Annotated in this window: 23 protein-coding genes; 14 read left to right on the top strand and 9 right to left on the bottom strand. The window is 39.8% G+C overall.

The genetic code is table 11. From position 1 onward, the window contains the following. Positions 1-20: 20 nt before the first annotated feature. The 5 genes from HG263_RS06200 (at position 21) to HG263_RS06180 (ending at position 7,178) form a co-directional block, all read left to right on the top strand. Positions 21-3,233: a TonB-dependent receptor gene (locus HG263_RS06200; RefSeq protein ID WP_171625208.1), complete on the top strand. Its 3,213-nt coding sequence runs from the start codon at positions 21-23 to the stop codon at positions 3,231-3,233. A gap of 305 nt (positions 3,234-3,538) precedes the next feature. After that, on the top strand, positions 3,539-4,468 hold the full coding sequence (locus HG263_RS06195) for a Fic family protein (protein WP_171625207.1): 930 nt from the start codon (positions 3,539-3,541) through the stop codon (positions 4,466-4,468). Positions 4,469-4,476: 8 nt separating this feature from the next. Next, positions 4,477-5,181, top strand: a complete 705-nt coding sequence (locus tag HG263_RS06190; RefSeq protein WP_171625206.1) for a phospholipase A2 family protein — start codon at positions 4,477-4,479, stop codon at positions 5,179-5,181. Between the two features lie 72 nt (positions 5,182-5,253). Further along, positions 5,254-6,738 carry a hypothetical protein gene (locus HG263_RS06185; RefSeq protein WP_171625205.1) on the top strand — a complete coding sequence of 495 codons (1,485 nt, stop codon included), beginning with the start codon at positions 5,254-5,256 and terminating at the stop codon, positions 6,736-6,738. 2 nt (positions 6,739-6,740) lie between these two features. Beyond that, complete coding sequence (locus tag HG263_RS06180) at positions 6,741-7,178, top strand: hypothetical protein (protein WP_171625204.1); 438 nt, start codon at positions 6,741-6,743, stop codon at positions 7,176-7,178. 51 nt (positions 7,179-7,229) lie between these two features. Here the strand turns inward: HG263_RS06180 and HG263_RS06175 are convergent, their stop codons facing one another. Beyond that, positions 7,230-7,673, bottom strand: a complete 444-nt coding sequence (locus tag HG263_RS06175; RefSeq protein ID WP_343043958.1) for a MarR family winged helix-turn-helix transcriptional regulator — start codon at positions 7,671-7,673, stop codon at positions 7,230-7,232. A 118-nt stretch (positions 7,674-7,791) separates the two neighbouring features. On the opposite strand from HG263_RS06175, the gene hmgA reads away from it, so the two are divergent. Further along, positions 7,792-9,087 (top strand): homogentisate 1,2-dioxygenase, encoded by a 1,296-nt coding sequence (gene hmgA / locus HG263_RS06170; protein WP_171625203.1) that lies wholly within the window; start codon positions 7,792-7,794, stop codon positions 9,085-9,087. A 68-nt stretch (positions 9,088-9,155) separates the two neighbouring features. After that, positions 9,156-9,782, top strand: a complete 627-nt coding sequence (maiA, locus tag HG263_RS06165; RefSeq protein ID WP_171625202.1) for a maleylacetoacetate isomerase — start codon at positions 9,156-9,158, stop codon at positions 9,780-9,782. 2 nt (positions 9,783-9,784) lie between these two features. On the opposite strand, the gene HG263_RS06160 is transcribed toward maiA, so the two are convergent. Further along, on the bottom strand, positions 9,785-10,015 hold the full coding sequence (locus HG263_RS06160; RefSeq protein WP_171625201.1) for a TIGR02647 family protein: 231 nt from the start codon (positions 10,013-10,015) through the stop codon (positions 9,785-9,787). A 96-nt stretch (positions 10,016-10,111) separates the two neighbouring features. Between HG263_RS06160 and HG263_RS06155 the strand changes: the two genes are divergently transcribed. Together HG263_RS06155 and HG263_RS06150 are read left to right on the top strand one after the other, a co-directional pair. Then, positions 10,112-10,402 (top strand): DUF1496 domain-containing protein, encoded by a 291-nt coding sequence (locus HG263_RS06155; RefSeq protein WP_171625200.1) that lies wholly within the window; start codon positions 10,112-10,114, stop codon positions 10,400-10,402. Between the two features lie 24 nt (positions 10,403-10,426). After that, positions 10,427-10,672 carry a VF530 family protein gene (locus HG263_RS06150; RefSeq protein ID WP_171625199.1) on the top strand — a complete coding sequence of 82 codons (246 nt, stop codon included), beginning with the start codon at positions 10,427-10,429 and terminating at the stop codon, positions 10,670-10,672. Positions 10,673-10,690: 18 nt separating this feature from the next. Here the strand turns inward: HG263_RS06150 and HG263_RS06145 are convergent, their stop codons facing one another. From HG263_RS06145 to HG263_RS06135, 3 genes are all read right to left on the bottom strand, one after another. Further along, positions 10,691-11,386 carry a substrate-binding periplasmic protein gene (locus tag HG263_RS06145; RefSeq protein ID WP_171625198.1) on the bottom strand — a complete coding sequence of 232 codons (696 nt, stop codon included), beginning with the start codon at positions 11,384-11,386 and terminating at the stop codon, positions 10,691-10,693. Positions 11,387-11,508: 122 nt separating this feature from the next. Then, on the bottom strand, positions 11,509-12,621 hold the full coding sequence (locus HG263_RS06140) for an arginase family protein (RefSeq protein WP_171625197.1): 1,113 nt from the start codon (positions 12,619-12,621) through the stop codon (positions 11,509-11,511). Positions 12,622-12,930: 309 nt separating this feature from the next. Continuing rightward, the gene (locus tag HG263_RS06135) at positions 12,931-13,710 is read right to left on the bottom strand and encodes a DUF2189 domain-containing protein (protein ID WP_171625196.1); all 780 of its coding nucleotides are present in this window, start codon (positions 13,708-13,710) and stop codon (positions 12,931-12,933) included. Positions 13,711-13,865: 155 nt separating this feature from the next. Between HG263_RS06135 and udp the strand changes: the two genes are divergently transcribed. Beyond that, entirely contained in the window at positions 13,866-14,618 is a 753-nt protein-coding gene (udp, locus tag HG263_RS06130; protein WP_171625195.1) for a uridine phosphorylase, read from the top strand. 68 nt (positions 14,619-14,686) lie between these two features. Here udp and cdd read toward each other — a convergent pair whose 3' ends face one another. The 3 genes from cdd to ppc all read right to left on the bottom strand — a co-directional run bounded on the left by cdd (position 14,687) and on the right by ppc (position 18,871). Beyond that, on the bottom strand, positions 14,687-15,553 hold the full coding sequence (cdd, locus tag HG263_RS06125; RefSeq protein ID WP_171625194.1) for a cytidine deaminase: 867 nt from the start codon (positions 15,551-15,553) through the stop codon (positions 14,687-14,689). 44 nt (positions 15,554-15,597) lie between these two features. Beyond that, positions 15,598-15,966: a hypothetical protein gene (locus HG263_RS06120; RefSeq protein WP_171625193.1), complete on the bottom strand. Its 369-nt coding sequence runs from the start codon at positions 15,964-15,966 to the stop codon at positions 15,598-15,600. Between the two features lie 271 nt (positions 15,967-16,237). Beyond that, positions 16,238-18,871, bottom strand: a complete 2,634-nt coding sequence (ppc, locus tag HG263_RS06115; protein WP_171625192.1) for a phosphoenolpyruvate carboxylase — start codon at positions 18,869-18,871, stop codon at positions 16,238-16,240. Positions 18,872-18,991: 120 nt separating this feature from the next. On the opposite strand from ppc, the gene HG263_RS06110 reads away from it, so the two are divergent. From HG263_RS06110 to HG263_RS06095, 4 genes are all read left to right on the top strand, one after another. Then, the gene (locus tag HG263_RS06110; RefSeq protein ID WP_171625191.1) at positions 18,992-19,375 is read left to right on the top strand and encodes a thiol-disulfide oxidoreductase DCC family protein; all 384 of its coding nucleotides are present in this window, start codon (positions 18,992-18,994) and stop codon (positions 19,373-19,375) included. Further along, on the top strand, positions 19,368-20,090 hold the full coding sequence (locus tag HG263_RS06105; protein WP_171625190.1) for an SDR family NAD(P)-dependent oxidoreductase: 723 nt from the start codon (positions 19,368-19,370) through the stop codon (positions 20,088-20,090). Before HG263_RS06110 ends, HG263_RS06105 begins: the two co-directional genes overlap by 8 nt. 31 nt (positions 20,091-20,121) lie before the next feature. Then, positions 20,122-20,772, top strand: a complete 651-nt coding sequence (locus HG263_RS06100; protein WP_171625189.1) for a flavin reductase family protein — start codon at positions 20,122-20,124, stop codon at positions 20,770-20,772. 191 nt (positions 20,773-20,963) lie between these two features. Further along, entirely contained in the window at positions 20,964-21,701 is a 738-nt protein-coding gene (locus HG263_RS06095; protein ID WP_171625188.1) for a tetratricopeptide repeat protein, read from the top strand. Between the two features lie 433 nt (positions 21,702-22,134). Here the strand turns inward: HG263_RS06095 and HG263_RS06090 are convergent, their stop codons facing one another. Further along, a complete protein-coding gene (locus HG263_RS06090) occupies positions 22,135-23,538 on the bottom strand; it encodes an aldehyde dehydrogenase family protein (RefSeq protein WP_171625187.1) in 1,404 nt (467 codons plus the stop codon). Between the last annotated feature and the right edge of the window lie 19 nt (positions 23,539-23,557).

The raw sequence follows: 23,557 nt of genomic DNA, 5'->3' as shown, positions 1-23,557 counted from the left end.
AACACACGGGAAACAACACAATGAGAAACGTTCGCTTAACTAAAGTAGCTGGCGCTTTAGCATTAGCTCTTGGCGTATCGGCAAGCGCATTCGCGGCTGACACATCATCGGCAATGCGTGGTAAAATTACGACGCCAACTGGAGAAGCAGCTGCTAACGTTAAAGTTACTGTTATTCACGAGCCTACAGGCACAATTAGCACATTTACAACAAACGAGTCTGGTGCATTCATCGCTAAAGGTCTTCGTGTTGGTGGTCCTTACCGAGTAGTGCTTGATTCTGACAAATATTCAGATGCACAGCTTGATAATATTTTCTTAGACCTTGGCGATACACACCGTATTGTTAACCAGCTTGAGCCTCTACAACAAGTAGAAAAAATTGAAGTAACTGGTTACAAAATCGTTCAACAAGCCGGTGGTTCAAACAGTGTATTTGGCGCTGAAACCATTGAAAATGCACCAAGCTTTAACAACGATATTAAAGATGTGGCTCGTATCAACCCATTAGCAAGCATTAATGGTGATGGCGAACTAACCATTGCGGGTAACAACCCACGTAGTAACAACTTAACTGTTGATGGTATCGGCCAAAACGATGACTTCGGCCTGTCAAAAGGTGGTTACCCGACAGTACAACCTCCAGTAGCACTAGATGCCATTGAGCAGATTTCTGTAGACGCTTCACCTTTCTCTGCTAAAAAAGGTAATTTTGGCGGTGGTACTATCAATGCTGTAACTAAGTCAGGTTCTAACGAATATACCTTCACTGGCTTTTATGAGCACAGCTCACCAAGTCTTGGTGGCAAAGTTGAAAATATAGAGCAAGTTTTTAATGATCGCGATCCTGTATTAGATGAAGACGGACACAGAACTTATGATTCTAAGAAAGTAGAAACTGAAGTCACTGAAAAGCGTTTAGGCTTTAGTACAGGCGGCGCAATTATTAAAGACGAGCTTTTCTACTTCGTTAACTATAACGCTTGGAGAAAAGAAAAAGAGCTTGGCTATGGTTTTTCAGGTTCTGGTGCAGAAAAAGAGTTTGTTGCTAGCCAAGAAGATTATAATGCCTTACTTACAACGTTAAACGACGTTTACGGCATTCAAGATACCGTTGGTGGTAACCCTGATGACAGCAGTGACAGCATTCTTGTTAAGTTAAGTTGGAACATCAATGATGCACACCGTGCTGATTTCACTTACCAGTGGCAAAATGAAGAAGAAGTTAGAGATTATCAGGAAGATGATAATGTAACGGTGCAAATGCAGTCAAGCCTGTATACCATGACCACTAAGTTCAACAACTTTGCTACAAAGGTTTACTCAGATTGGTCTGATGACTTTACCACTGAGTTTGGTCTAGCGTATAAAGATGTAAGTAACACTAGTGTGACTAATTCCGATCTGGGTGAAATCAATGTTTACCTAGATGGCGGCCGTGGTCCAGGTTTCCAACTTGGTGCAACTGAGTTCCGCCACAATAACGTAGGTGAAACAGAAACACTTGAACTTACGTTCGATGCAACCTACCTTTTAGGTGATCACGAACTAGGTTTTGGTGCTCAGTACAAAGACTTACGTTTATATAACCTATTCGCCGAAAACTCTCGTGGTTCATGGACATTTGCAAGTTTAGAAGACTTTGCAAATAAAAAGCTACATGTTGACCGTGATAACTACCAATTCACTTACGGTAATGCATATACCAACAACGCAAACGATATGGCTTATGATTCAACACGTAACCAACTTGCGCTTTATGTTGAAGATAAGTTCTACCCTACCGATGATTTAGAAGTAACTGCAGGTCTTCGTTATGAGCGTTTGTCTTCAAGCGACGAAGCTAAACTTAACCAGAACTTTTTAAATACTTACGGCTACACTAACCAAGAAAACCTAGATGGGTTAGACATTATCCTTCCGCGTATCGGCTTTAAGTACTATGCATCTGAATCACTAACCATTAACGGTGGTATTGGTCGTTTCCAAGGTGGTATTCCAAACATTTGGTATAACGCCCCTTTCCAAAATGATGGAATTACCTACGTAACTGCACCACAAAATGCAATTAATGATTACTTTACGGGTGTCGAGCAAGTAGACATTACGCGTGTACCAGATGAAATTAAGAATTCATTAGTACAAGGTGCTGGTAGTACAAACTATACCGATCCTAACTTTGAGCTGCCTTCAAGTATTCGTGCGCAACTTGGCTTTGAATATGAATTCGATTCAGAGCTACTAGGTGACGGCTTCAAATGGACAGCTGAACTTGCTTATCACAAAAAAGAGAACGAAGCGGTATGGCGTAACACTGCTATCAAACCTGTTGGCACCAGTGCCACTGGCCGTACTATCTACGAAAGCATCTACGAAGGTGACTTAAAAGATAACTTCGATATCATGATGACTAACTCAAAAGAGAATGGTCGTTCTGTTATCTTCAGTACCTCTCTTGCAAAAGAATGGGATAACGGTCTATACGTTTCAGCAAGCTACACGCATCAAGATGTTGAAGACGTAAACCCTGGTAGCTCGTCACGTGCACAAAGTAATTACCAATACGCAACAGTACACAGCCGTAACCAAGACCTTGTTGGTCGTGGTCATTACGAAGTTGAGCATAACTTTAAAATTAGCATGAGCTATAAAACAGAGTTCTTTGACGGTTATGCATCTAAGTTCAATGTATTCTTCGAACGCCGTTCAGGTCGTCCATTTAGCTACACAATGGGATTATACCGTGATGGAGATTTAGGTGATACTCGTGATTTCAATGGTGGTTCTGCCTATTTAGCTTACATTCCATCTGGTGCCGATGATACCAATGTAAACTGGGCAGAGTCACAGTTATCTTGGGCAGAACTTGAAACCTTATTAAACCGCGCAGGTATCTCTGCACGCGGCCAATTACTTGACCGTAATACCGCTACTCAGCCTTGGGTTACAACTATGGATGTAAGCTTTAAGCAAGAAATCCCTGGTTTCTACAAAGGACACAAGGGCGAGTTCTATGTAATGGTTGAAAACTTTGCAAACTTGTTGAACAGTGATTGGGGCATTGAGAAGAAACTTTCTTTCTCTGACCAAGCACTATATGACTTTGGTGGCCTTGACGATGATGGTAAACTAATCATCGAGCCTCGCTATAATGGCGCAGATGTTCGTAACTACACTGAGATCAGTGAAGCATCAGCGTGGAGAGCGAAGATTGGTATTCGTTACACGTTCTAATATCAATTTAATTAGTGTATAAATTAAAAAGGCCAACATCATGTTGGCCTTTTTTATACTACATTCCTTCATCACCTAAACATCACTCGCGTAGCATGCTCATTTTAGACAATATAAGAATAGCTGAAGTTTTGTTCACATTAGCATACATAAAATCATTTATATTTAGAGCACTTCTAAGTAGGTATAAAATCTTGAGTAGGAAGCGACAAGCATTAATTAAAACAATTTAGACACTTTAAATTCACATTTTACTTCCATTTCATATTAATTTAGGTACAATGCTTTTAATTAGGAGGTTAAATATGAATGGATTAAATTTTTTGAATTTTTTTTCTCGGTATTTATGCGGGGATATAGCGATGAGAGAAGCAAGTAAAATAACATGGAAACAAATTAAGCTAAACTCTCTATTTAAAGAAACCTCCTCGCTTACAGAAAAATTAAATAACAGCAAGCTTTCATATGAAAAAGCTGTAATTAAAGCTTCCACTATTGGAAAAGTAGATTTATATTTATTAAAAATGTTAAATCGAAATTTAAATAATCATCGAAGCGGTATAGTTAGAGATTGCCATATTACAGCTGGCGGTACATTACTGAAGCCAATGTATATCGCTCCTTCGCCAGATAAAGTTATAAATTTAATTAGCCAATTGTTAGATGATATAGAGAAATTATCTGGGTTTGAAAAGAAATTCTATTTATATTCACAGATAATCAATATACACCCGTTCTATGATGGCAATGGAAGAACTGCTAGAGCAATTTTTGATTCAACCTACATTGAAGGTGGTGAGTTCCTAAATCCATATTTTATTTATCATATATTTGGAGAGTCTAAGCGCCACTTTTTAACCACTCATTCTAAAAGAGTGTTTACAAGTCGTACATACAGAGATGACCTAGCCTATGTAGAAAGCTCTTTTAACTCGATAATTGAAACTATAAGGGAAAAAAGATTAAGGATAGAAGAAGAGTTAACACCGAGCTATAACATGCATGAGATAGATTTCTTTTTCAACAGACCCTTATTTGATGAAGGAGAATTAATATGCTTGTTGAAATCCAGAGAAAGAGCAATTGACTTTCTTAATATAAATTTAAATTCAAAGAACTTAAAAATAAAAAAATACAACGTAAAAAGTGGAGAAAAATTATTCTTTGAATTTAAGTGCACAATGAATTTTTATAACGAGGCAGAAGCCATTTTATTTAATAGGAAAGGAAGTTAAGGAAAAATATGAAAAGCAAATTATTTTTTGGTTCAATTTTGCTCAGTGGTTTATTAGTCAATTTAGACGATGTAGCGATTGATAATGTAATTGAGGACAGCGATTATACATATCAGCGCTCTCTTTCTGCCGTTTTTACGATATCCACTGCAAAAGCAAGCAATATAGAAGTTATAACTGTAACGGGAAACAGAATTCCAGCGTATACTTACCGACCGGAATTAACGAGGATCGCAACAAATCTAGCTTACACATACCTTGATGACCCAAGAATAGCATCAAGATACCCTAGTTTAGAAATTGCGTACAGAGATGCAGGATGTGACGCTCTACCCGGCGAAAAACCCGTTGGATGTAATCCTACAGAGGCTAGAGCTTCTTTGTTACCTAATGGCTGCTCTTCGTTTGGTGTTGGCGCTGGCTGGGATGGCTATTTTAAATCATCTTGCAACAAACATGATCTTTGTTATGGCTATGCGTCTTCCAATCAAACTGACTGTGACAACATGTTTTTTAGAGAGATGGAAATACAATGCTTAAATGCCCCTCCAAGAAATACTTCAACGCGCTTATGTAACCATAATGCGAATTTGTATCGTACCGCTGTTCGAAGCCTAGGCCACTCGTTCTTCAAAGACGCTCAATTAGATAGAGCATGTGTAAACTGGGATGAAGAATACAGAAGTTTTGCGTGCCCTGATTACCCAAATTAGACTTTAATTTCTATATATCAATTAAAACACTTACTATGGGCACTATTAAGTGCTCACTTTAATGAGAACCCCATGAAATACATTATTTTTTTTATAGTCATGCTTCAATCACAATTGGTATACGCAATTAATAGCTGCACAGAGTCACTTTTCATAGGCTATGATTTTAGCAGCAGTCTTAGTAGGGATGAATCTATATACCCTTTACACTTAAAAGATTTAGAGGATAAAAATATTGAAAATATAGATATTGATTCTGATCAAAACTTAATTCAACAACTAGGTATTGAAGATTATATTAAGCAGTCTTTAACTGGAAGTATATCTTCTAATTTTTCAATGTTTGGTCAAAAAATAAGTTTGCTAGATATAGCACTTGCTAACGATGCAAAATGGGATACTGTCAAATATATAGTTCACAAAGGAATTACACCCAGTTACACAGGGTGGATGATCGCAAGCATGACTTTGGACGATGAAAAGCTACTAGAATTAGCAACCTTTTTTCCAAGTGAAATCATTGGTTTTGACCAAAATGAACCATACAGCTTTAACAATCTCCTAATTAAATACCACAGATTCAATGTTATTGATAAACTAAATAAAATGGGAGCCATTAATAATGAATTATTTTACAAAGGCAAACTTATAGATTTAGATGCTTTTAGCATATTAGAAAAGGCAAAAATTTCAGATTATATAAATTTAGAAAAATACATAGAAAAAGCTAAGTTGCTAGAAAAAAGAGAAGAAGAAATAGAATATACAAAACGCGATTTTATTTCAAAATTTTCGCATCACAGACTTGTAGAGATATGTATTGCCAATGAAAAATCTGCACCGTTATTGGATAGTGCATTTGTAGTTAATAAAGATAAATTTATTGATTTTATCAAGGAAGCTGGTATAACCTTAACAAGCCCATTAGAAGCTGCACTTCGGGTTATTGATAAACCTCGTTACCAAGAATATTTTTCTCACTTAAAAACAGAACAAAAATTCAAGAATAAGAGAGTTGTCTTTTTAAAGCCTGGCGAAAATTTTGAGATGGATTCGAAAAATAACGACCTCAAAAAAAACAATCCAGATGAAATAGTAATTGATGCATATGGACTCACTCGCTTAGAGTACACTTATTTTACAGCTCCTAACCAACCAGACTTAAACTCACCCAATTTTCGTTTAGATGTTTTCGCGAAAAACTTCGAGAGATTGTATTCCACCTCATTGAAAGATAGGATGATAAATGATGCCTCATTTCGAAAAATCAAGCTTCATGGAAAAAACTTCTCTTTCTATGCTGCAATATATGTCGACGATTCAGATATACTAAGAATGATAATTAACAACTTCGGCCAGCCCTCATCTGATTATGGTTACAATTTTGAAGAGAAACTAATTAATATCATGTGCTTTTCTTCACGAGGTAGTGAGGATAAAAAACTTCTCAACAGTTTAAAGAAATCGGGTGTTCTTTTTGATTTTTCAAAAGTTCGCACAGATGTTAGAAAAGAAAGTGAGAAGTGTAATAACTTTAAAGCTAAAATTAGGGAGTGAGTATGAATTACTACGGAAATAAAGCAGCATATATTTTATTGTTACTTTCAATTACTTTTGTTATAGCTCTTGATTTTTCATTAATTCCGATTATGGGTGATGGCATTAATTACTCCAGAACCTCTGAGTTGATAGTTATTAGTATGCCGTATCTATTTAACTGTGCAGGGGCTATGTGCTTAGCGATGATTCTGGCAGGCAGATTGAGAGCCGCTAATTGTGGTTATGAACCATATATTAATTGCTGTTCTACCATTAGCATTACCTATTCTTTTGTAGTGTCCACTATCTTTGCTTTTGGACTAAGAGGTAAAATTAAAGGGTTTTCGCTTGATAGTTTTTGGTATGACTACGCACCACTAAGCAGCTTGTATTTTAACTTTTTAATTTTTACTGTACTGTATTTCGTATTTAGGCTTAGTAAAACACGCCCGCAATGATTACTTATGGGCTGGCATATTAAACGCAGCCCAATAAACGTAAATTTGACTCTATTGTTTATCTACTTGAAGTTCTATTTTGTCCATCACGCTTCTCAGCAGTGTTCGCTCATCATTAGACAATTCCACTAAGAGCGCCTCTTCCCACTTAAGTGCTTTTGGAGACAGTTGTGCATATAGTGCTTCCCCCTGTGTGGTTAAGCTCAGCAACTTAGCACGCTTGTCGTTGGGATCTGCACACAGCTCAATCAGCTGTTTGTCTGTTAGTTGTTTCACGGCACGCGACATGGTCGATTTATCTATTTCCGCTAGATCACATAAACGCTTTGCTGAACAGGTTTTTTGCTGAGCTAGATGTGCAATCACACGCCACTGGGGTACCGTCAACCCCGCTTCTTCAAAGTACACGCTTGAAAATGCCATACTCACTTTATTCGCCAGCTTAACAAGTCGATATGGTAGAAATTCGTCTATTTTTAGCAACACCTTGCTCACGCCCTGTACTCCTCTAATACATCCGTAAAAAATTATATACAAAAAGAATAGTTAAAGACACTTGATAATGCTCTCACATGAGAGTATCTTAGTTGCATCTACTAAGGAGTCAAAAACTATGAGCAACGAATTTCAATACCTAACAGGCTTTGGTAACGAGTTTGAAACTGAAGCATTACCTGGCGCACTACCTATTGGCCAGTTTTCTCCACAAAAAGTAAAATATGATCTGTATGCAGAACAATATAATACAACTGCCTTTACAGCGCCGCGTGCAGACAACCGCAGAAACTGGTTTTACCGTATTCGCCCATCGGTAGTACAAGGTGACTACCAAGCGATGGACAATGGCTTATTACGCACAGCACCGATTACTGAAGTACCAACGCCACCAACTATGCTACGTTGGAACCCAATTGAAATTCCAGCCGAAAAAACAGATTTCATTGATGGCTTAGTCACTATGGCAGCGAACGGTAGTGCCAATGGTCAAGCGGGTATTGGTATTCATGTATATGTTGCTAATGCTTCAATGGAAGGCCGCTACTTCTACAATGCTGATGGTGAGTTTTTATTTGTACCTCAACAAGGTGAGTTAGTGCTTCACACAGAGTGCGGTAAATTAGCACTGCGTCCTGGTGAAATTGCTGTTATTCCTCGTGGCATTAAATTCTCTGTTGAGCTTATCAGTGATCAAGTACGTGGTTACATTTGCGAAAACTACGGTCATCCGCTTATTCTTCCTGAACGTGGTCCTGTTGGTGCGAATGGCTACACTAACGAGCGTGATTTCCAATATCCAGTTGCTGCATTTGAAGACAAAGAAGGCGATTTTGAATTAGTTTCTAAATTTAACGGTAACTTATTCCGTTGTGATATTGGTCACTCACCACTTGATGTGGTTGCATGGACTGGTAATAGCGCACCTTATAAATACGATTTAGCACGCTTTAACGTAATGAATACAGTAAGCTTTGACCACCCAGATCCGTCAATCTTTACTGTACTCACTTCTCCTTCTGGCACGGCGGGCGTGGCAAACGTTGATTTTGTTATTTTCCCACCACGTTGGATGGTAGCAGAAGATACATTCCGTCCACCTTACTATCACCGTAATATCATGAGTGAGTTCATGGGCTTAATTGAAGGCGTATACGATGCAAAAGAGCATGGTTTTGTACCTGGTGGCATGAGCTTGCACAACTGTATGTCTCCACACGGTCCTGAAGCTGATGTATTTGAAAAAGCATCAAACGCCGAGCTTGAGCCGCAACGCTACGAAAACACACTCGCGTTTATGTTTGAATCTCGTTATGTCATTTCGCCAACTAAATATGCACTTGAAGGTAAAGAGCGTCAGCAAAATTACCTTGATTGCTGGAAAGGCATTAGAAAATACTACAAAGGCGCGTAACATAACGCTTAGCCAAAATAGATTGGGCACTCTTATGAGTGCCTTTTGTCGTGATTAAGGAACAACTAATGAAACTGTATACTTATTTTCGCTCATCCGCAGCATACCGCGTGCGTATCGCACTTAATCTTAAAAACATTCCACACGAATTAATTGGTGTTAACTTGCTTAAATCAGAGCAACAAGGAGAAGGTTACACCAGTAAGAACCCACAAGGCTTACTACCTGCGCTTGAAACTGAGCAAGGTGTATTGGCACAATCTCTTGCCATTTTAGAATGGTTAGAAGAAACCCATACAGACACCCAACTGTTGCCAAATGATCCATGGCAAAAAGCACAAGTGCGCAATTTCTGCTACGCAATTGCTTGTGACATTCACCCCATTGATAACTTGCGTGTGCTTAAATACTTAAGCCAAGAACTTAATGTTGACGATGAACAGAAAAATACTTGGTATTGTCATTGGGTAATTGAAGGGTTTAAAAAGCTTGAAGCTATGCTTGGTGACTCACCATTTTGCTTTGGCGAAACACCAACTCTTGCAGATGTATGTTTAGTACCACAGGTGTTTAACGCATTACGTTTTAAAGTTGATATGACGCCGTTCCCTAAAATTGCCGCTATTTACGAGCGTTGTAATCAACTGCCAGCCTTTAGTGATGCTGCGCCAGAGAATCAACCTGACGCACAATAATGTCATTGCAACGCGCAATGAACTTGGTCTAAATGAGAGATCAAGTCTAGGCCCAGATCGGTAAGGTAACCACCATCTGGGCTATCAATAATCCCCTTATCAAACAGCCTCTGCGCTGCGTCGATTAAGCTTTGTTCAGCATCTCTATGTAATTTTATACCCTGATGCATGCTGCTCCTTGGAAACTTAGCCAATAATGTCAGTTCTGCCATCATATTTTGATCAAACGCCATTGCGATCCCCTTCTTTTGTTTTTATCTTGTTATAGTTACTCATGCAAAGCGCATAATTGCTTTATTTAAAGATTAGCCAACTCTGGGAGTTCTGCCATGAAATCACGTGTTTATATCGCTTTAAGTGTTTTATTAATAACAGCAAGTTATTCTTTTGCTGTTGATTCGAATCATGGAAAAGTCACATTACTTGAGACACCACACCGAGTTTGTTGGTATCAAGGTGCCCAATATAGCGAAGGAGCTTTAATCAAACAGTTTGATTTACTCTTTATATGCAGCCACAAATATAGTAACCAACCGCAGAGTCAATTAGTGTGGTTAAAGGCAAATAAGGAAGGCCAACCTATTAGGCTAGACCCAGTTAAGACAATCAGGGTAAACTAAGGGTTTTGTAATCAGAGTGCTTTCATGACGCAACAGCAGCCAAACAACCCGTTACATGGTATAAAACTAGAAGACATCATTATTAAACTTGAGCAAGAACTTGGCTGGCAAGCAATGGGTAAAGCTATTAATATTCGCTGTTTTACCCATGATCCGAGTGTAAAGTCGAGTTTAAAGTTCTTACGAAAAACGCCTTGGGCACGAGAGAAGGTTGAACAGCTTTATATTGACACCTTTCATGGATTTGTGTGGCCATCAATTAAAAAGTAGCCACATACCTCAAAAGCCTTATTGGTACAAAGCTCTATATGCTTCAATAATTTTGTTTTTTGTTCGCGGTGCTAGCTCCTTGTTACACGCAAAGTAGAGCTTTGCACCAGAGTTAGGCAATGTGTACTTTTTTTCTAACAATGTGGTCATGCGTTCTGTTTTGCTTTTGTGCTCAAATTGCACATCGCTGAGAATAACTAGGTCTATAAACCCCTTTCTGGTCGCCAATAGCTCAAAAACATTGTCAAAACTTGAGATCATAATTAAGTGTCTGTCTTCTTCAAAGCCGCGTTCTTTGAGGTATAAATGACTAAAGTTCTGTCTAATGACCGCTGTTTTGTAGTTCAATGCGTCATCTAACTTTTTGATATTGTAACTTTTATCACGTAAACCATAAAAGGAAGTTGAAAAACTGCTGATAGGAAACAACCAATCAAATAGTTTTTCTCTAGAGTCTGAACGCGCGATAGAAAAAATGCAGCTATTGGGGTTTCTTTGCGCCGCATTGTAGGAAACAGACCACTGGTTAACACTCAATACATAGTCGATATTAGCCTTATTCAAAACGGCTTTGATTTTTTCCACCGCCGAGCCAACTAAAACCCCCTCTTTGTTGGTGTATTGAAAATCAGGAAACTCCTCTGTCATGACATTGAGCGAATTTGCCTCAGATATAAAGCATACAAAGCTCAAAACCACTAACCATAATCGCATTCAGTAACTACCTGTAACCATGTGAACTACAAAAAATATAGCGCACTTACATTCGTTATAACAGAAATCAAACAAAAACGGCCACTTGATTAAGCAGCCGTTTTTAGAATTACCACCAATGCTTAAGAGTTATTGATAGCATCAAGCAAGAATGCCGACAATTTAGCCCCTTCACGTAAGGTGGTTTCTGAACTTGTCTGTCCAACCAATGAACTATCCGTGAAAGGCGCTATTTCCATCATATCAGCGGCTGTAATAGGAAACTCTTTGCGTAGCGCTTTTAATATCGTCATCGCCTCATCAGGCGTCATACCATTGCCCTCAGGAGTACCTGTTGCAGATGCGAACTCTTCATCTAGTGCATCAATATCAAAACTGACATACAGCTCATCGACTTTATCCGCTTTTAATTGCGCAATAACTTGCGCCGCAATAGTGTCAGCACCTTGCTCACGAATTTCATGTGCCCAGTGCTGTTTTACGCCAAATGTAGATTCCCAGTGTGCTTTATCTTTACCACTGGAGCGAATACCGAACTGAATAAGGTGGTGAGGTGCAGGTAAAAATTCAAGGATATGTGTACACCAAGAGCCAAAGCACAAATCGATACCTAAACGCTCAACCAACAAGTCTGTGTGCGCATCAAAATGAATAATCGCTGTGCGTTTACCCGCATCGCGTTTAGCTTTTAAATATGATTTAGTTAACGGGTAGCTAATTGAGTGATCACCACCAATACCAAATATACCTTTATCTGGATATTGCTGATAAAAGCCATCGCAGACATCTTCCGTAATAGACAAAGGTGATACGTAATACTCACTATTTTCATTTTGGTAAAGCGCTTTTTGGCAATTACTAATAGTCGCTTCGTTTAAATACTTGTCATGGAGTAGATGTGGAATAACACGAACATCACCTAAATCAAAAGCACTCACTTGTGGCTGCTGCTCTATGAGTGTTGAACGCAAAAATAACGGTCCCCAGTTTGCGCCTCTTAAAATACCACCACCACAGTCAGAGCTGATCCCCAAAATTGCGGCTTTATAGTCACTATGTTCAATATTTGCCAATGATGCTTTCCAAAGCGCATCAACACCTTCAGTTTGACCATATAATTTGCTTCTTAAGGCCTCTTTTCTTTCTTTGGCGGTATTAACAGTAAATACACCATCTCCAGGTGGACACAAACAGTGCTCAAGTTTTTGTATAAATTGTTGTTTTGTATTCGCCATTTGAAGCCTCCAAAGATAACGATCTTGCATATTAATGCGCTTGGCAATTTTTTACTTGCCCTATTATTCAACCCTGCAAATTCTTTGGCTAATGACCAGCCTATTTGATTAGAGTGCCGAAAGATGAAAAATAAATCTTTTATATACAGCACCTTAATTACAAAACATAAGTAATAAGGTGTTACCAGCGCAGTGATAAGTTCACACTTTAGGGAGGTATAACATTGTGATGAGTAATGTCAACCACGGCGTACTGGGAAGGCCATCAACGCCGTGGTTTAATATTCATAACTAATGAATAGTTAAAGGCTATTCGTAATTTCGTGGTTTTTTAGTTTTAATGATTGCAATATAACCATGCCAACTTGCGTAACTCAGTAGTGGCATAATAACAATAAATCCTGCGGTACCGGTTAAAAACCCAATTAGTACTAAAAGTACTATCAAGGCACACCATACTAACATTGCACCTACATTAGATTTGACGGCATGCATAGAGCTGATCACGGCGGTCATAATATCAACTCGGCGCTCCATCATGATTTGTGGCGTAAATGCTGAAATAGCAAATACCGACGCCATTAGTACTCCACCAACTAAAGTGCCCAATGTTAAAAAGGCTGACAACTGCTCAAACGTTGGATCTGCCACATTTGGGTATAAGGCGTGGATCAGTGCGGCTAAACGCATCCAAATAATCATAATAACCATAAGTAGAATAGCGAATCCCCACTCTCCTGCAGGGTTTCTAAACATAGATTTTAGACTGTGCCTGAATGTAGGTTTATGCCCTTTCTCGAGCTCCCAAGCAACATCATACAGACCTGCCGCAAACGCTGGGCCAATCAGTGCAAAAGCAACCGCTGCGGGTAAAATAACAAGATGTGTTCCCGACTGATACACCAACCACATAATAGTGGCGGGAATAATGGTAAAAATTAGGCCATAGATTAAACTCAACATTGGCGCCCTTGTCATATCTTTTAAGGCAAGCGCAAGCCAGTGAAAAGCAGCAAAAGTACCAATTTTATTACTTTCAAAGCAACGGGCAAATTCTGTATGTTTATCAATCGATGGAGATGCTGGCATAATAAGTCCTCTTATATTGCTACACTTAAGGTTTAGAAGATCAACCTTAAAGATGCAAGTAAGCACTTAATTGCAACCATAAAATCGGACATCTGTCCTGTACTTTAAGGCCAGTAATAACAAACATTACGCTTTAGATAAAAATAAGGTTTACTATGGATAAGGTATTTCATTTAGGGCTAGATAAACAGGCACTTAATGGCGCAACTCTGGCAATTGTACCGGGCGACCCTGAACGCGCAAAACGTATCGCACACAAACTAAGCGACCCTATCTGTTTAGCACAAACTCGTGAGTTTCATGTTTACAGAGCCACGCTAAACAGCCAATCTGTGGTAATTTGTTCGACAGGTATCGGTGGCCCATCAACTTCCATAGCGGTTGAAGAATTAGCGCAATTAGGCGTACGTACCTTCTTACGTGTTGGTACAACAGGTGCAATACAGCCTCATATCAATGAGGGGGATGTTTTGGTCAGTACAGCATCAGTTAGGCTTGATGGCGCAAGTCAACATTTTGCCCCTTTAAGCTACCCTGCTGTCTCAGACTTTCATTGTACACAAGCGATGGTTAACGCATGTGAAGCATTAAATATTACTCATCATATTGGCATAACCGCTTCTAGTGATACGTTTTATCCTGGCCAAGAGCGTTACGATACCTATTCTGGTTATGTGAACAAAGCATTCCAAGGTAGCTGTGCTGAATGGCAAAAATTAAACGTAATGAACTATGAAATGGAATCAGCCACTTTATTTACAATGTGCGCTGCGTTGGGTTTAAAAGCGGCTTGCGTAGCGGGTGTTTTGGTAAACAGAACTCGTCAGGAGATCCCTACCGTTGACCATGCAAAAGTAGAGCACGATTCAGTTGCAGTGGTGATCAAAGCAGCCGAGTTGCTTCTCTAATCATTATTGTACACTTAAGGCCTCTATGTTTAGAGGCCATCTAAATACGCTGTTAAAATGGGGCTATATTACACATATTTAGCTGTTATATACTCAACCTGCAAATCAAGGCCATAACTGTCTAAAACAGCTTCAGCAACCGCCTTCTGATTCTCAAACCCCTCACTTTGTACCAAAGTAATACGGCTAACCTCAGCCTGCTCTAAGGTCAATCCCGCCAAAGCAAGTTGACTGAGTGCGCTTTGCATAGGAGATAAACTTGGGCTGTAGGCTGCATTTTCAGCGTAACGACCGTAAAAGCGACCACTAGAAACCGTACATATTTCTACCGCAGAGATGTTTTTAGAATAAGGTGCGTAGGCGCTTTGTAGGTGAAATTTCAGCGACTCACTTATCTCGCTAGACAGACTTGTAATTTGCGCTTCACTGCTTGCGAGTAAGCGCTCAGAGTTGTCTAACTCCTGCGGCCCAAATGCACTTGGCAACAACGTGCTAAGCTGAGTATTGAGACTTGGCAACATTATATTTAGTGCTTGTGCAGTTGATAACTCATTCATAAATTGCCGACAATAACCACATGGCGCGTCTGTAATTGCCATTGCACTTATTTCTTTAGCACCATTTAACCATGCATTGTTTATTGCTGATTGTTCGGCGTGGACGACTAAACTTAAAGCTTGATGAGAAAACTCTAGATTTGCCCCTAAATAAGCATCACCACTGATTTTATCATATGCAACAGCACCAACATTAAAATGAGAAATAGGTGCTTGCGAAAACGTGGCTGCAACAGGAAGTAAGGCTTTAAGTAGCGATTCCAAATTGCAATCTAGTTGCTTTCGTAAGTCGCTTAATTGGGCTTTAGAAAAATGACCGCGTGAAAGTTTGGCGTGCTCTTGTAATTGTTTTATTTGTTGCGGATTAAATACTGCCATTACGAAAATATGATTGATTATTGGCAGGACAGTGTAAGCAGAATCTACAAATTACACAACCATTGCTTTGCAGTTTTAAAGCATTCAAAATTTTCAGCATTAACGTTGTAACGCTTAGCTTTTTGTAAAATCAAATCGTGCATGTAACCTTCAAAGCCAACCACTCTTGCAATAGTAAAATCGCGCATGTAGTGTGCTACTTTTGGCATAAAGTCCACAATGTCAATAGCAGCAAAACGATGTTCCACCTCGCTCAAATCAATCAAAATTTTAGAGCTGTTGTGTGCTTTCGCGTAGTCATTAGCGATTCGATACACGCTCACAACATCGTCAGCGCTAATGCAACCACGCAACGTCATTAAAATTAGCGATGTTGTATCATCATAAGTGATACTTGTAGATAGTGTTGACATTGGACCTCAATTACAGCGACAGCGAATTCAAAACAGAAATTCGCCCATAAATCGACCTACTGGTATTACCAGCTGATCGATTCTTAAGTAAATGAGAACCGATGTCAATAAATTTAATCAAAAACACTTGTTTTAGTAGAATCAAACAATACTTAAGGATTAGTTTAAGTTCATTTTACGCAATCTAGCGCACAGCCCATTTGATAAGTTGTGCTAAACGAGCAACAAAAGATGGCAAAAAGGCTGATACTCTACATCAGGTCGCTAACCGCTATCCAGTATTACGCATACCCGCTGCAATGCCTGTCATTGTGATCATTAACGCATTATCAATGTCGTCACTGTGTCCTGAGCGAGCGCGATTCAGTAACTCAACCTGTAGTACGTTGAGTGGATCTGTGTAAGGGTTTCGCAAAGCAATTGACTCTTTTATCCAAGGCTGCGCCGACAGTAATGTGGAGTCAGGCGCTAAACGTTGCACTAAATCTCGAGCTTGGTTAAGCTCTTCTCTCAACTTTTTACCCAGTGGTTTATAGTCGTCCTCTACCAAACCTTGCTCATAGTGTTCGCTGAGCCAGCTATCCGCTTTGCAAAATACCATCTCTAACATTTCTAGCCTTGTTCTAAAGAAAGGCCATTGTTCGCTCATATGTTTCAGTGTTTGCTCCGAATAGGCTTCTACCGCAGCTTTTAATCCTTGTAATGCACCTAACCAAGCAGGCAACATGAGGCGGTTTTGGCTCCATGCAAAAATCCAAGGGATAGCACGTAAGCTCTCAACACCACCATTAGGGTTACGTTTAGCGGGTCTGGAGCCTAGCGGCAATTTTGCCAATTCAACTTCGGGTGTCGCCATTCTAAAATACGGCACAAACTGCGGATCTTCGCGCACAATACTACGGTAGTGCTCACAAGAGGCACTGCTGATTAACTCCATCACTTCTTGCCAGCTGCTCTGTGGTTGCGGTGGAGGCAACAAATTGCTCTCTATAATTGCACCACTGTAAATTGCTAAGCTTTGCACAGCGACTTTGGGTAAACCAAATTTAAAACGGATCATCTCGCCCTGCTCTGTGACCCGTAATCCATTTTTAAGAGAGCCAGGTGGTTGTGAGCGTAAAGCTTGCGCTGCTGGCGCGCCGCCTCGGCCAATAGTACCGCCTCTGCCATGGAATAAAATAAGTTCTATGTCTTGCTGCTCACAAATATCCACCAGCTTTTCCATCGCACTGTATTGTGCCCAACCTGCAGCCATCATCCCCGCATCCTTTGCAGAATCAGAGTAACCAATCATGACAAATTGCTTGCGATTAATATGCTGTCGATACCAAGATTGCGCAAACAGCTCTGTCATTACTTGTGCGCTATGATTTAAGTCATCTAGGGTTTCAAACAAGGGTGCTACAGGGAGTTTAAACTTACAGCCACTCTCTTGTAGCAGTAACTCAACCGCCAGTACATCTGATGCGTTTTGAGCCATTGAGATGATATATATCCCTAAAGCGTGCTCATCCTGTTCCGCTATAACTGCAAAAGTATCTAATACTTCTTTTACGTTGCTGCTAGGCTGCCAATGTTTGGGTATTAAAGGCCTACGAGAATTTAACTCGGCTAATAAAAATGCTTGTTTGTCTTGTTCTGACCAGTCAGCATACTTGCCAAGGCCTAAATACCCAGTTAACTCACTGAATACCTCTGTATGACGCGCCGAGTCCTGACGGATATCCAACTTACATAAATTAATACCAAAGCAATTTAAACGACGGATCACATCCAAAAGTAGCCCATTTGCAATGACTTCCATGTTTACCTTACATAAAGACCGATAGATGAGCTCTAGAGGTGCTTTTAACTGCGAAACATGGGTAATTTTGTCTTGTTTTTTGGTTGGTTCATTTTTTATTTTATGCTCTAGAGCAAAAATTGTTTCACTCACTTGAGACTTTAGTAGCTTTAATAAGTAACGATATGGTTCACTTTGCTCACCAATTTGCTCTTTAAGCTCATCACTTGCGCAATGCATTGATAACTCTGCACTGAGCTTATCTAAGTCTTTATAATACAAATCAAGTGCCATCCAGCGACCATGATCTAGCACAGTTTGAGTAATTTGCGCCGTCACAAATGGGTTTCCATCTCTGTCACCCCCCATCCATGAAGTGAAAGTGATGGGTGAAAAGTCATCAGGCAACTTCAGAGCGAGAATTTCCTCGCTGTAGCTGTGAAATTGGCGAATAAACTCAGGTACTGCATGCCAGAGGCTATTTTCTATAACTGCGAATCCCCACTTTGCTTCATCCAACGGCGTTGGACGCTTATCGCGGATATCATTGGTATGCCACGCTTGACAGATTAACTGCTCAATTCTATCTAATAGATAGGCTTGATGATGTTCATCTAATATATGTAATTCAAGTGCTTCTAGGCACTCACTTAACTCTACATGTTTGCTTATGATAGTACGTCTGGTTACCTCAGTGGGGTGTGCAGTAAGTACCAAATCCATCTTCAAGTTAGCAATTACCTGTGCGACTTGATTTAGATTCAACGACCCTTTATCAACGTTCGTTTTTAGCTGTGTTAGAGTGTTTTTTAATGTGCTAAGCATGCCATCAGGCGCGCCTTGCTTTGATATAGTGTGAAACTGCTCAGCAACATTAGCTAAGTTTAGAAAATGGTTAAATGCACGAGCTACTGGCAGTAATTCCTCATCAGTCAAACCATGAAGCGTGTCTATGAGTAATGCTCTGTCTTGCTCATTGCCATTACGCGAGGATTTAGACAACTTGCGAATTTGCTCAACTTTATCAAGCACTTTTTGGCCTTGGGCCTGCTGTATCGTTTTTCCTAGCAGTTCACCCAACATGCTTACGTTAGTGCGTAACGTTTGATATTGCTCAGTCATAATGCATCCTTTGTCGAGATTTTATACTACTCACTATACCGAGATTAATTCGATTTACGAGCGATCTATTTTTACCTGTTGACCGTAACCTACTGTATCAAAATTAAAGTTATACGTGACATGAAAATATTTTATGATAGCCGCTGCCCCCTGTGCGTAGCTGAAATGACAAACTTAAAGTCTCACGACACACTTAACCAAATTATCCTCGTTGACTTACATAGTGATAATTTCGCTCTTGAAAACCCTGACATTGATAGAGAAAAAGCGCTTAAAATACTACACCTACAAGACTCACAAGGTGTCGTTTTGCTCGGTTTAGATGCCACCTACCAAGCCTGGAAAACTGTTGGTAAGCACCGCTGGTTGAAATTATTACGTGTAATGCCAATACGCTGGTTTGCAGACAAAGGCTATTTGCTTTTTGCTAGAAATCGCATGGCAGTATCAAAACTATTCATGCGCAAGCAATGTACATCTCAAAGGTGCAATACCAATGAGTAAAAATGCCATCATCGTAATAGGGGCCAACGGCGCGATTGCCCAAGCCTTTATAAAAGAGCAAAGAGCCAGATATCCCAACCATCCGCTAATTACCATTAGCCGAGGCAACATGCCGCTGCTAGACGATTACCACACTCACATTGAGTGCGACTACTCTGAGGCGCAAATTAACCTTGTTGCAGAAAACATAAAAGCGTCTATTCAATTATCGCAAAGTATCAGCATATTCAATGGTCAGCTCCACAATGGACAGTTTGGTCCTGAAAAGCGGCTTGAAGACATCAACGAGCGCTATCTAACTTGGCTGTTAAAAACAAATACCATCACGCCTATGCTTTGGCTCAAGGCTATTGGTCAGCACTTAACGCATCAGAGCGCTTGTGTGATCACTGTCTTGAGCGCAAGAGTGGCGAGTATTGATGATAACGTGTTAGGCGGTTGGTATAGCTACCGAGCCAGTAAAGCCGCCTTAAACATGGCAGTAAAGACTGCCTCAATCGAGCTTGCAAGACGTGCCAAGCACTGTAAATGTGTGCTGTTTCACCCCGGTACAACTGACAGTCCACTTTCCAAACCATTTCAAAACAACGTGCCAGAAGGAAAGCTATTTCCTCCATCATTTGTCGCTCAACAACTCAGTAATTTAATTGACTCAAGAGAGCATAATACTCTGGTGGACTATATTGACTGGCAAGGTAACAGAATTAACTGGTGATATTAGGTAATTACTCAAAGGCAAAGCTAATATGCATTTTACAAAACAAGATATAGAAAACTTAGATAAACAAACTAGAGTACACTTCATCAATTCGCTGTCAGGGTTTAAAAGTGCCAACCTAATAGGTAGTGTTGATAATCAAGGACAAGAAAATTTGGCGATTGTGAGCTCAGTATTCCACTTAGGTGCACACCCCCCTTTAGTCGGTATGATAATCAGACCACATTCGGTACCTAGACATACTTTAGAGAATATCCTTCAAACTGGGCATTACACCATCAACCATATTAATGCCGATATTGTTGAAAAAGCCCACCAAACATCAGCACGGTATAACAAAGATGTTTCTGAATTTACGGCTGTGGGCTTAACCCCTCACTACAACGCCAACTGTATCGCTCCGTTTGTGAAAGAAAGTAAGTTAAAGATGGCCCTAGCACTTAGAAGCACTCAAACCATAGAACTCAACCAAACTGAGCTAGTCATTGGAGAGATAACAGATGTTTATCTAGAAGACGATAAAGCTTATTGCCAAGATGGCTTTCTAGACTTAGAGAAGCTAAATACAGTTGCTATTAGTGGCCTTGATAGATACCACACGACTTCGGGTTTAACACGCCTAAGCTACGCAAAACCTAATACAACGTTACAAACACTCAATGTTACCTCCTTAAAATAAAGTCTGAGAAAACAATTAGCGACACTGTTTCTGAGCGATTTAACTTATAAAAGCGAAAGAGCCATTCTTTTCTTGCACTTAGTTTACTAATAATGGTCCAATGTAATACATTCACTGTATTGTTTGCTTTATCTTTGTGATTCAGTAAATTATTACAAAAACTGACATTGTCAAATAATAGGAGACGTAACATGTGGCAAAACAAACTTAGAGTTGCCCTGTGTGTCGGTATATTGGCATGGGCATTACCAAGTAACGCGGGTCTTGAACAAGGAATTGAGGCTGCAAACAAAGGTAAGTTTGAAGTCGCGTTGAAAGAGTTCAGATATTTAGCTGATATGGGTTACGGCCCTGGTATATATGAACTGGCAAAAATGTATGAAGGTGGCTATGGCGTACCTAAGGACCTAAGGAAGGCAGCTGAGCTATTTCAAGATGCGGTGAATACGGGTGTTGCTGACGCTATGTTCTCTTTGGCTGTTATGTACGAACAAGGCAAAGGTGTTAAACAAGATAAGCAACGTGCTGTTGAACTATATACGCGCGCTGCAAAGAAAAACCTTGCGGCAGCGCAGTTTAACTTAGGTGTTATGTATACCAATGGTGATGGTGTAATAAAAGATTATCATGCTGCGATGGACTGGTATGAAAAAGCAGCCGCCAGTAATTATACATTGGCGCAGTTTAATCTTGCCTTGATGTACTATCAGGGTCTGGGTGTGAGTAAGAATATTGAAAAGTCTTTTATTTGGAACACGATTGCAGAATATAATGGTAGTCAGCAAGCGGCTAAAAGCCGTCAGCTTGATGAACAGCAGCTTTCTCCCTCTCAAATAGAGCAAGCCACTGAAAAGGCGACCGAAATATACTACAAAATTCAAGAGCGCAAATATATTCCGGAAGTAAGACCACGCCAAGCAGTTTACTAAACACACGTATAAGTCAAATTAGCTCATACCAACCTAGCACGCTATGCACAAAGCGCAGGTGCTCAAGTTGATATGAGCTAATCGTCATCAAACAAAATTAGTGTCATTACGAGTTAAGACTCTATCCTTCTATACCCAAATAGAGTTGAACGCTTGAATGACTTTACTAACGACAGTAGCTAGGTGGGTTTTCATTCCATACCCAGCGTCTTCTTGCTTCCTACACACATCGATTTGGATAATCGGTATAATAATGACATATAGTCACAGGATAACTTTGCTCAACCGAGCAGTTTTTACATAATATGTATAGTTCGTGTCCATTTATTATACTTTCGTCTTAATCAAAAAATTTATTAAGATAGTTAGATCAGCTCAAGCTTAACGTCATTACCAACTGAAGGGTAAGCGATAAAACTAATTGTAAGTTCGCTCACTTCAACATGAGCTTTTTAACAAAATGAGTAAGTATCTTAGATTGCTTAAGCATCAAATGGGTACGAAGTCTGGTTTTTTTGTCGCTATGCAATATGCTCTTAGCATGACTTAATGACACAAATCCCTCTTTCCCATGATACTGTCCCATCCCTGAATACCCTACTCCACCAAAGGGAATATCTTCTACCGTAACTTGCATGACCACTTCATTAATAGCCAAAGTGCCAGTACGTAGCGTTTTACTTACCTTTTCAATTAATGATGATTCATCGCTAAATAAGTAAGTTGCTAAAGGCCTTTCATGCAACTCAATATACTGTATAGCTTCTTCTACATTATCAACCACCACAATTGGCAGAATTGGTCCAAAAATTTCATTTTGCATTACTTCCATTGCTGCACTTGGGTTTATCACCAGATGAAGCCCCATACGTTGATCTGGGCATTGCTCTGGTAATGACGGCCAAATCGTTGCGCCCTTCGCTTTTGCATCAACTAATATATCTTGCAATCGAGAGAATTGCTTTTGGTTAATAATACTAGATATTTTTTCGTCGCTTTCTTGCTGCGGGTAATTTGCTGTATATTGCGCTTTTAACTCTTTAATTAGCGACTCAGACTGTTGCTTTGTGACTAACACGTAATCTGGGGCAACACATATTTGGCCGCAGTTTAGCAGCTTACCAAATAGAATTGTTTTGGCTGTGTGCTTAATATGCGCATCATCGGCAACAATAACGGGCGACTTACCTCCCAATTCAAGCGTTACTGGCACTAAGTTTTTGGCAGCCGCAGCCATTACTTTTTTGCCAATCTCGGTCGCACCTGTAAAAAATAAGTGATCAAATTTCAATTGCGAAAAAGCATCAGCCACATGGTGATCTCCTTCCACTATCACACAGTGCTCTGTAAGCTCTGCAAACAGCTTTTTAATCACCTGGTTAACTTTGGGTGTGAACTCGCTCAACTTGAGCATCACTCTATTACCAGCAGCAAATGCCGTTGCTACTGGCAAAAGTGCCAGCTGTATCGGATAATTCCAAGGAGAGATAACACCCACAACCCCTTTAGGCACATACTGCACAGTCGCTTTAGATGGCCATAACATGATACCAGTACGACGTTTTTGTGGTTTCATCCAAGATTTAAGGTTGGAGCACATATAATCCAGTGCGCTCACTGTAGGAATTATATCGCCAAATACAGAATCAAATTCTGTGCGACCGTTAAAGTCGTCGTTTGCGGCCATAACCAATTCATCTTTATTAGCCACGAGCGCTTTTTTAAGGCTTTTAAGCAATTTAATTCTTGCCTGCAAATCTTGATAAGGCTGATCTGAATAAGCCATTTGCAATGCCATGAGCTGCTTATTCAATTCTGAAATCGATTCTACCTGCATTGAATACGTATCCTTTTAA

The sequence above is a fragment of the Pseudoalteromonas caenipelagi genome (assembly GCF_013140855.1).
Classification (GTDB): domain Bacteria; phylum Pseudomonadota; class Gammaproteobacteria; order Enterobacterales; family Alteromonadaceae; genus Pseudoalteromonas; species Pseudoalteromonas caenipelagi.
Note: the sequence above shows the minus strand (reverse complement) of the source record. Positions and strands in the feature narration are given on the sequence as shown.

Bases quoted from the DNA above. Each gene is read 5' to 3' on its own strand.
- maiA (WP_171625202.1), top strand. From the start codon at position 9,156: ATGAAACTGTATACTTATTTTCGCTCATCCGCAGCATACCGCGTGCGT.
- HG263_RS06105 (WP_171625190.1), top strand. From the start codon at position 19,368: ATGAGTAAAAATGCCATCATCGTAATAGGGGCCAACGGCGCGATTGCC.
- HG263_RS06155 (WP_171625200.1), top strand. From the start codon at position 10,112: ATGAAATCACGTGTTTATATCGCTTTAAGTGTTTTATTAATAACAGCA.
- HG263_RS06145 (WP_171625198.1), bottom strand. From the start codon at position 11,386: ATGCGATTATGGTTAGTGGTTTTGAGCTTTGTATGCTTTATATCTGAG.
- HG263_RS06185 (WP_171625205.1), top strand. From the start codon at position 5,254: ATGAAATACATTATTTTTTTTATAGTCATGCTTCAATCACAATTGGTA.
- HG263_RS06100 (WP_171625189.1), top strand. From the start codon at position 20,122: ATGCATTTTACAAAACAAGATATAGAAAACTTAGATAAACAAACTAGA.
- HG263_RS06135 (WP_171625196.1), bottom strand. From the start codon at position 13,710: ATGCCAGCATCTCCATCGATTGATAAACATACAGAATTTGCCCGTTGC.
- HG263_RS06140 (WP_171625197.1), bottom strand. From the start codon at position 12,621: ATGGCGAATACAAAACAACAATTTATACAAAAACTTGAGCACTGTTTG.
- HG263_RS06180 (WP_171625204.1), top strand. From the start codon at position 6,741: ATGAATTACTACGGAAATAAAGCAGCATATATTTTATTGTTACTTTCA.
- HG263_RS06110 (WP_171625191.1), top strand. From the start codon at position 18,992: ATGAAAATATTTTATGATAGCCGCTGCCCCCTGTGCGTAGCTGAAATG.
- HG263_RS06190 (WP_171625206.1), top strand. From the start codon at position 4,477: ATGAAAAGCAAATTATTTTTTGGTTCAATTTTGCTCAGTGGTTTATTA.
- HG263_RS06195 (WP_171625207.1), top strand. From the start codon at position 3,539: ATGAATGGATTAAATTTTTTGAATTTTTTTTCTCGGTATTTATGCGGG.
- HG263_RS06150 (WP_171625199.1), top strand. From the start codon at position 10,427: ATGACGCAACAGCAGCCAAACAACCCGTTACATGGTATAAAACTAGAA.
- HG263_RS06120 (WP_171625193.1), bottom strand. From the start codon at position 15,966: ATGTCAACACTATCTACAAGTATCACTTATGATGATACAACATCGCTA.
- HG263_RS06090 (WP_171625187.1), bottom strand. From the start codon at position 23,538: ATGCAGGTAGAATCGATTTCAGAATTGAATAAGCAGCTCATGGCATTG.
- hmgA (WP_171625203.1), top strand. From the start codon at position 7,792: ATGAGCAACGAATTTCAATACCTAACAGGCTTTGGTAACGAGTTTGAA.
- HG263_RS06200 (WP_171625208.1), top strand. From the start codon at position 21: ATGAGAAACGTTCGCTTAACTAAAGTAGCTGGCGCTTTAGCATTAGCT.
- udp (WP_171625195.1), top strand. From the start codon at position 13,866: ATGGATAAGGTATTTCATTTAGGGCTAGATAAACAGGCACTTAATGGC.
- HG263_RS06160 (WP_171625201.1), bottom strand. From the start codon at position 10,015: ATGGCGTTTGATCAAAATATGATGGCAGAACTGACATTATTGGCTAAG.
- HG263_RS06095 (WP_171625188.1), top strand. From the start codon at position 20,964: ATGTGGCAAAACAAACTTAGAGTTGCCCTGTGTGTCGGTATATTGGCA.
- cdd (WP_171625194.1), bottom strand. From the start codon at position 15,553: ATGGCAGTATTTAATCCGCAACAAATAAAACAATTACAAGAGCACGCC.
- ppc (WP_171625192.1), bottom strand. From the start codon at position 18,871: ATGACTGAGCAATATCAAACGTTACGCACTAACGTAAGCATGTTGGGT.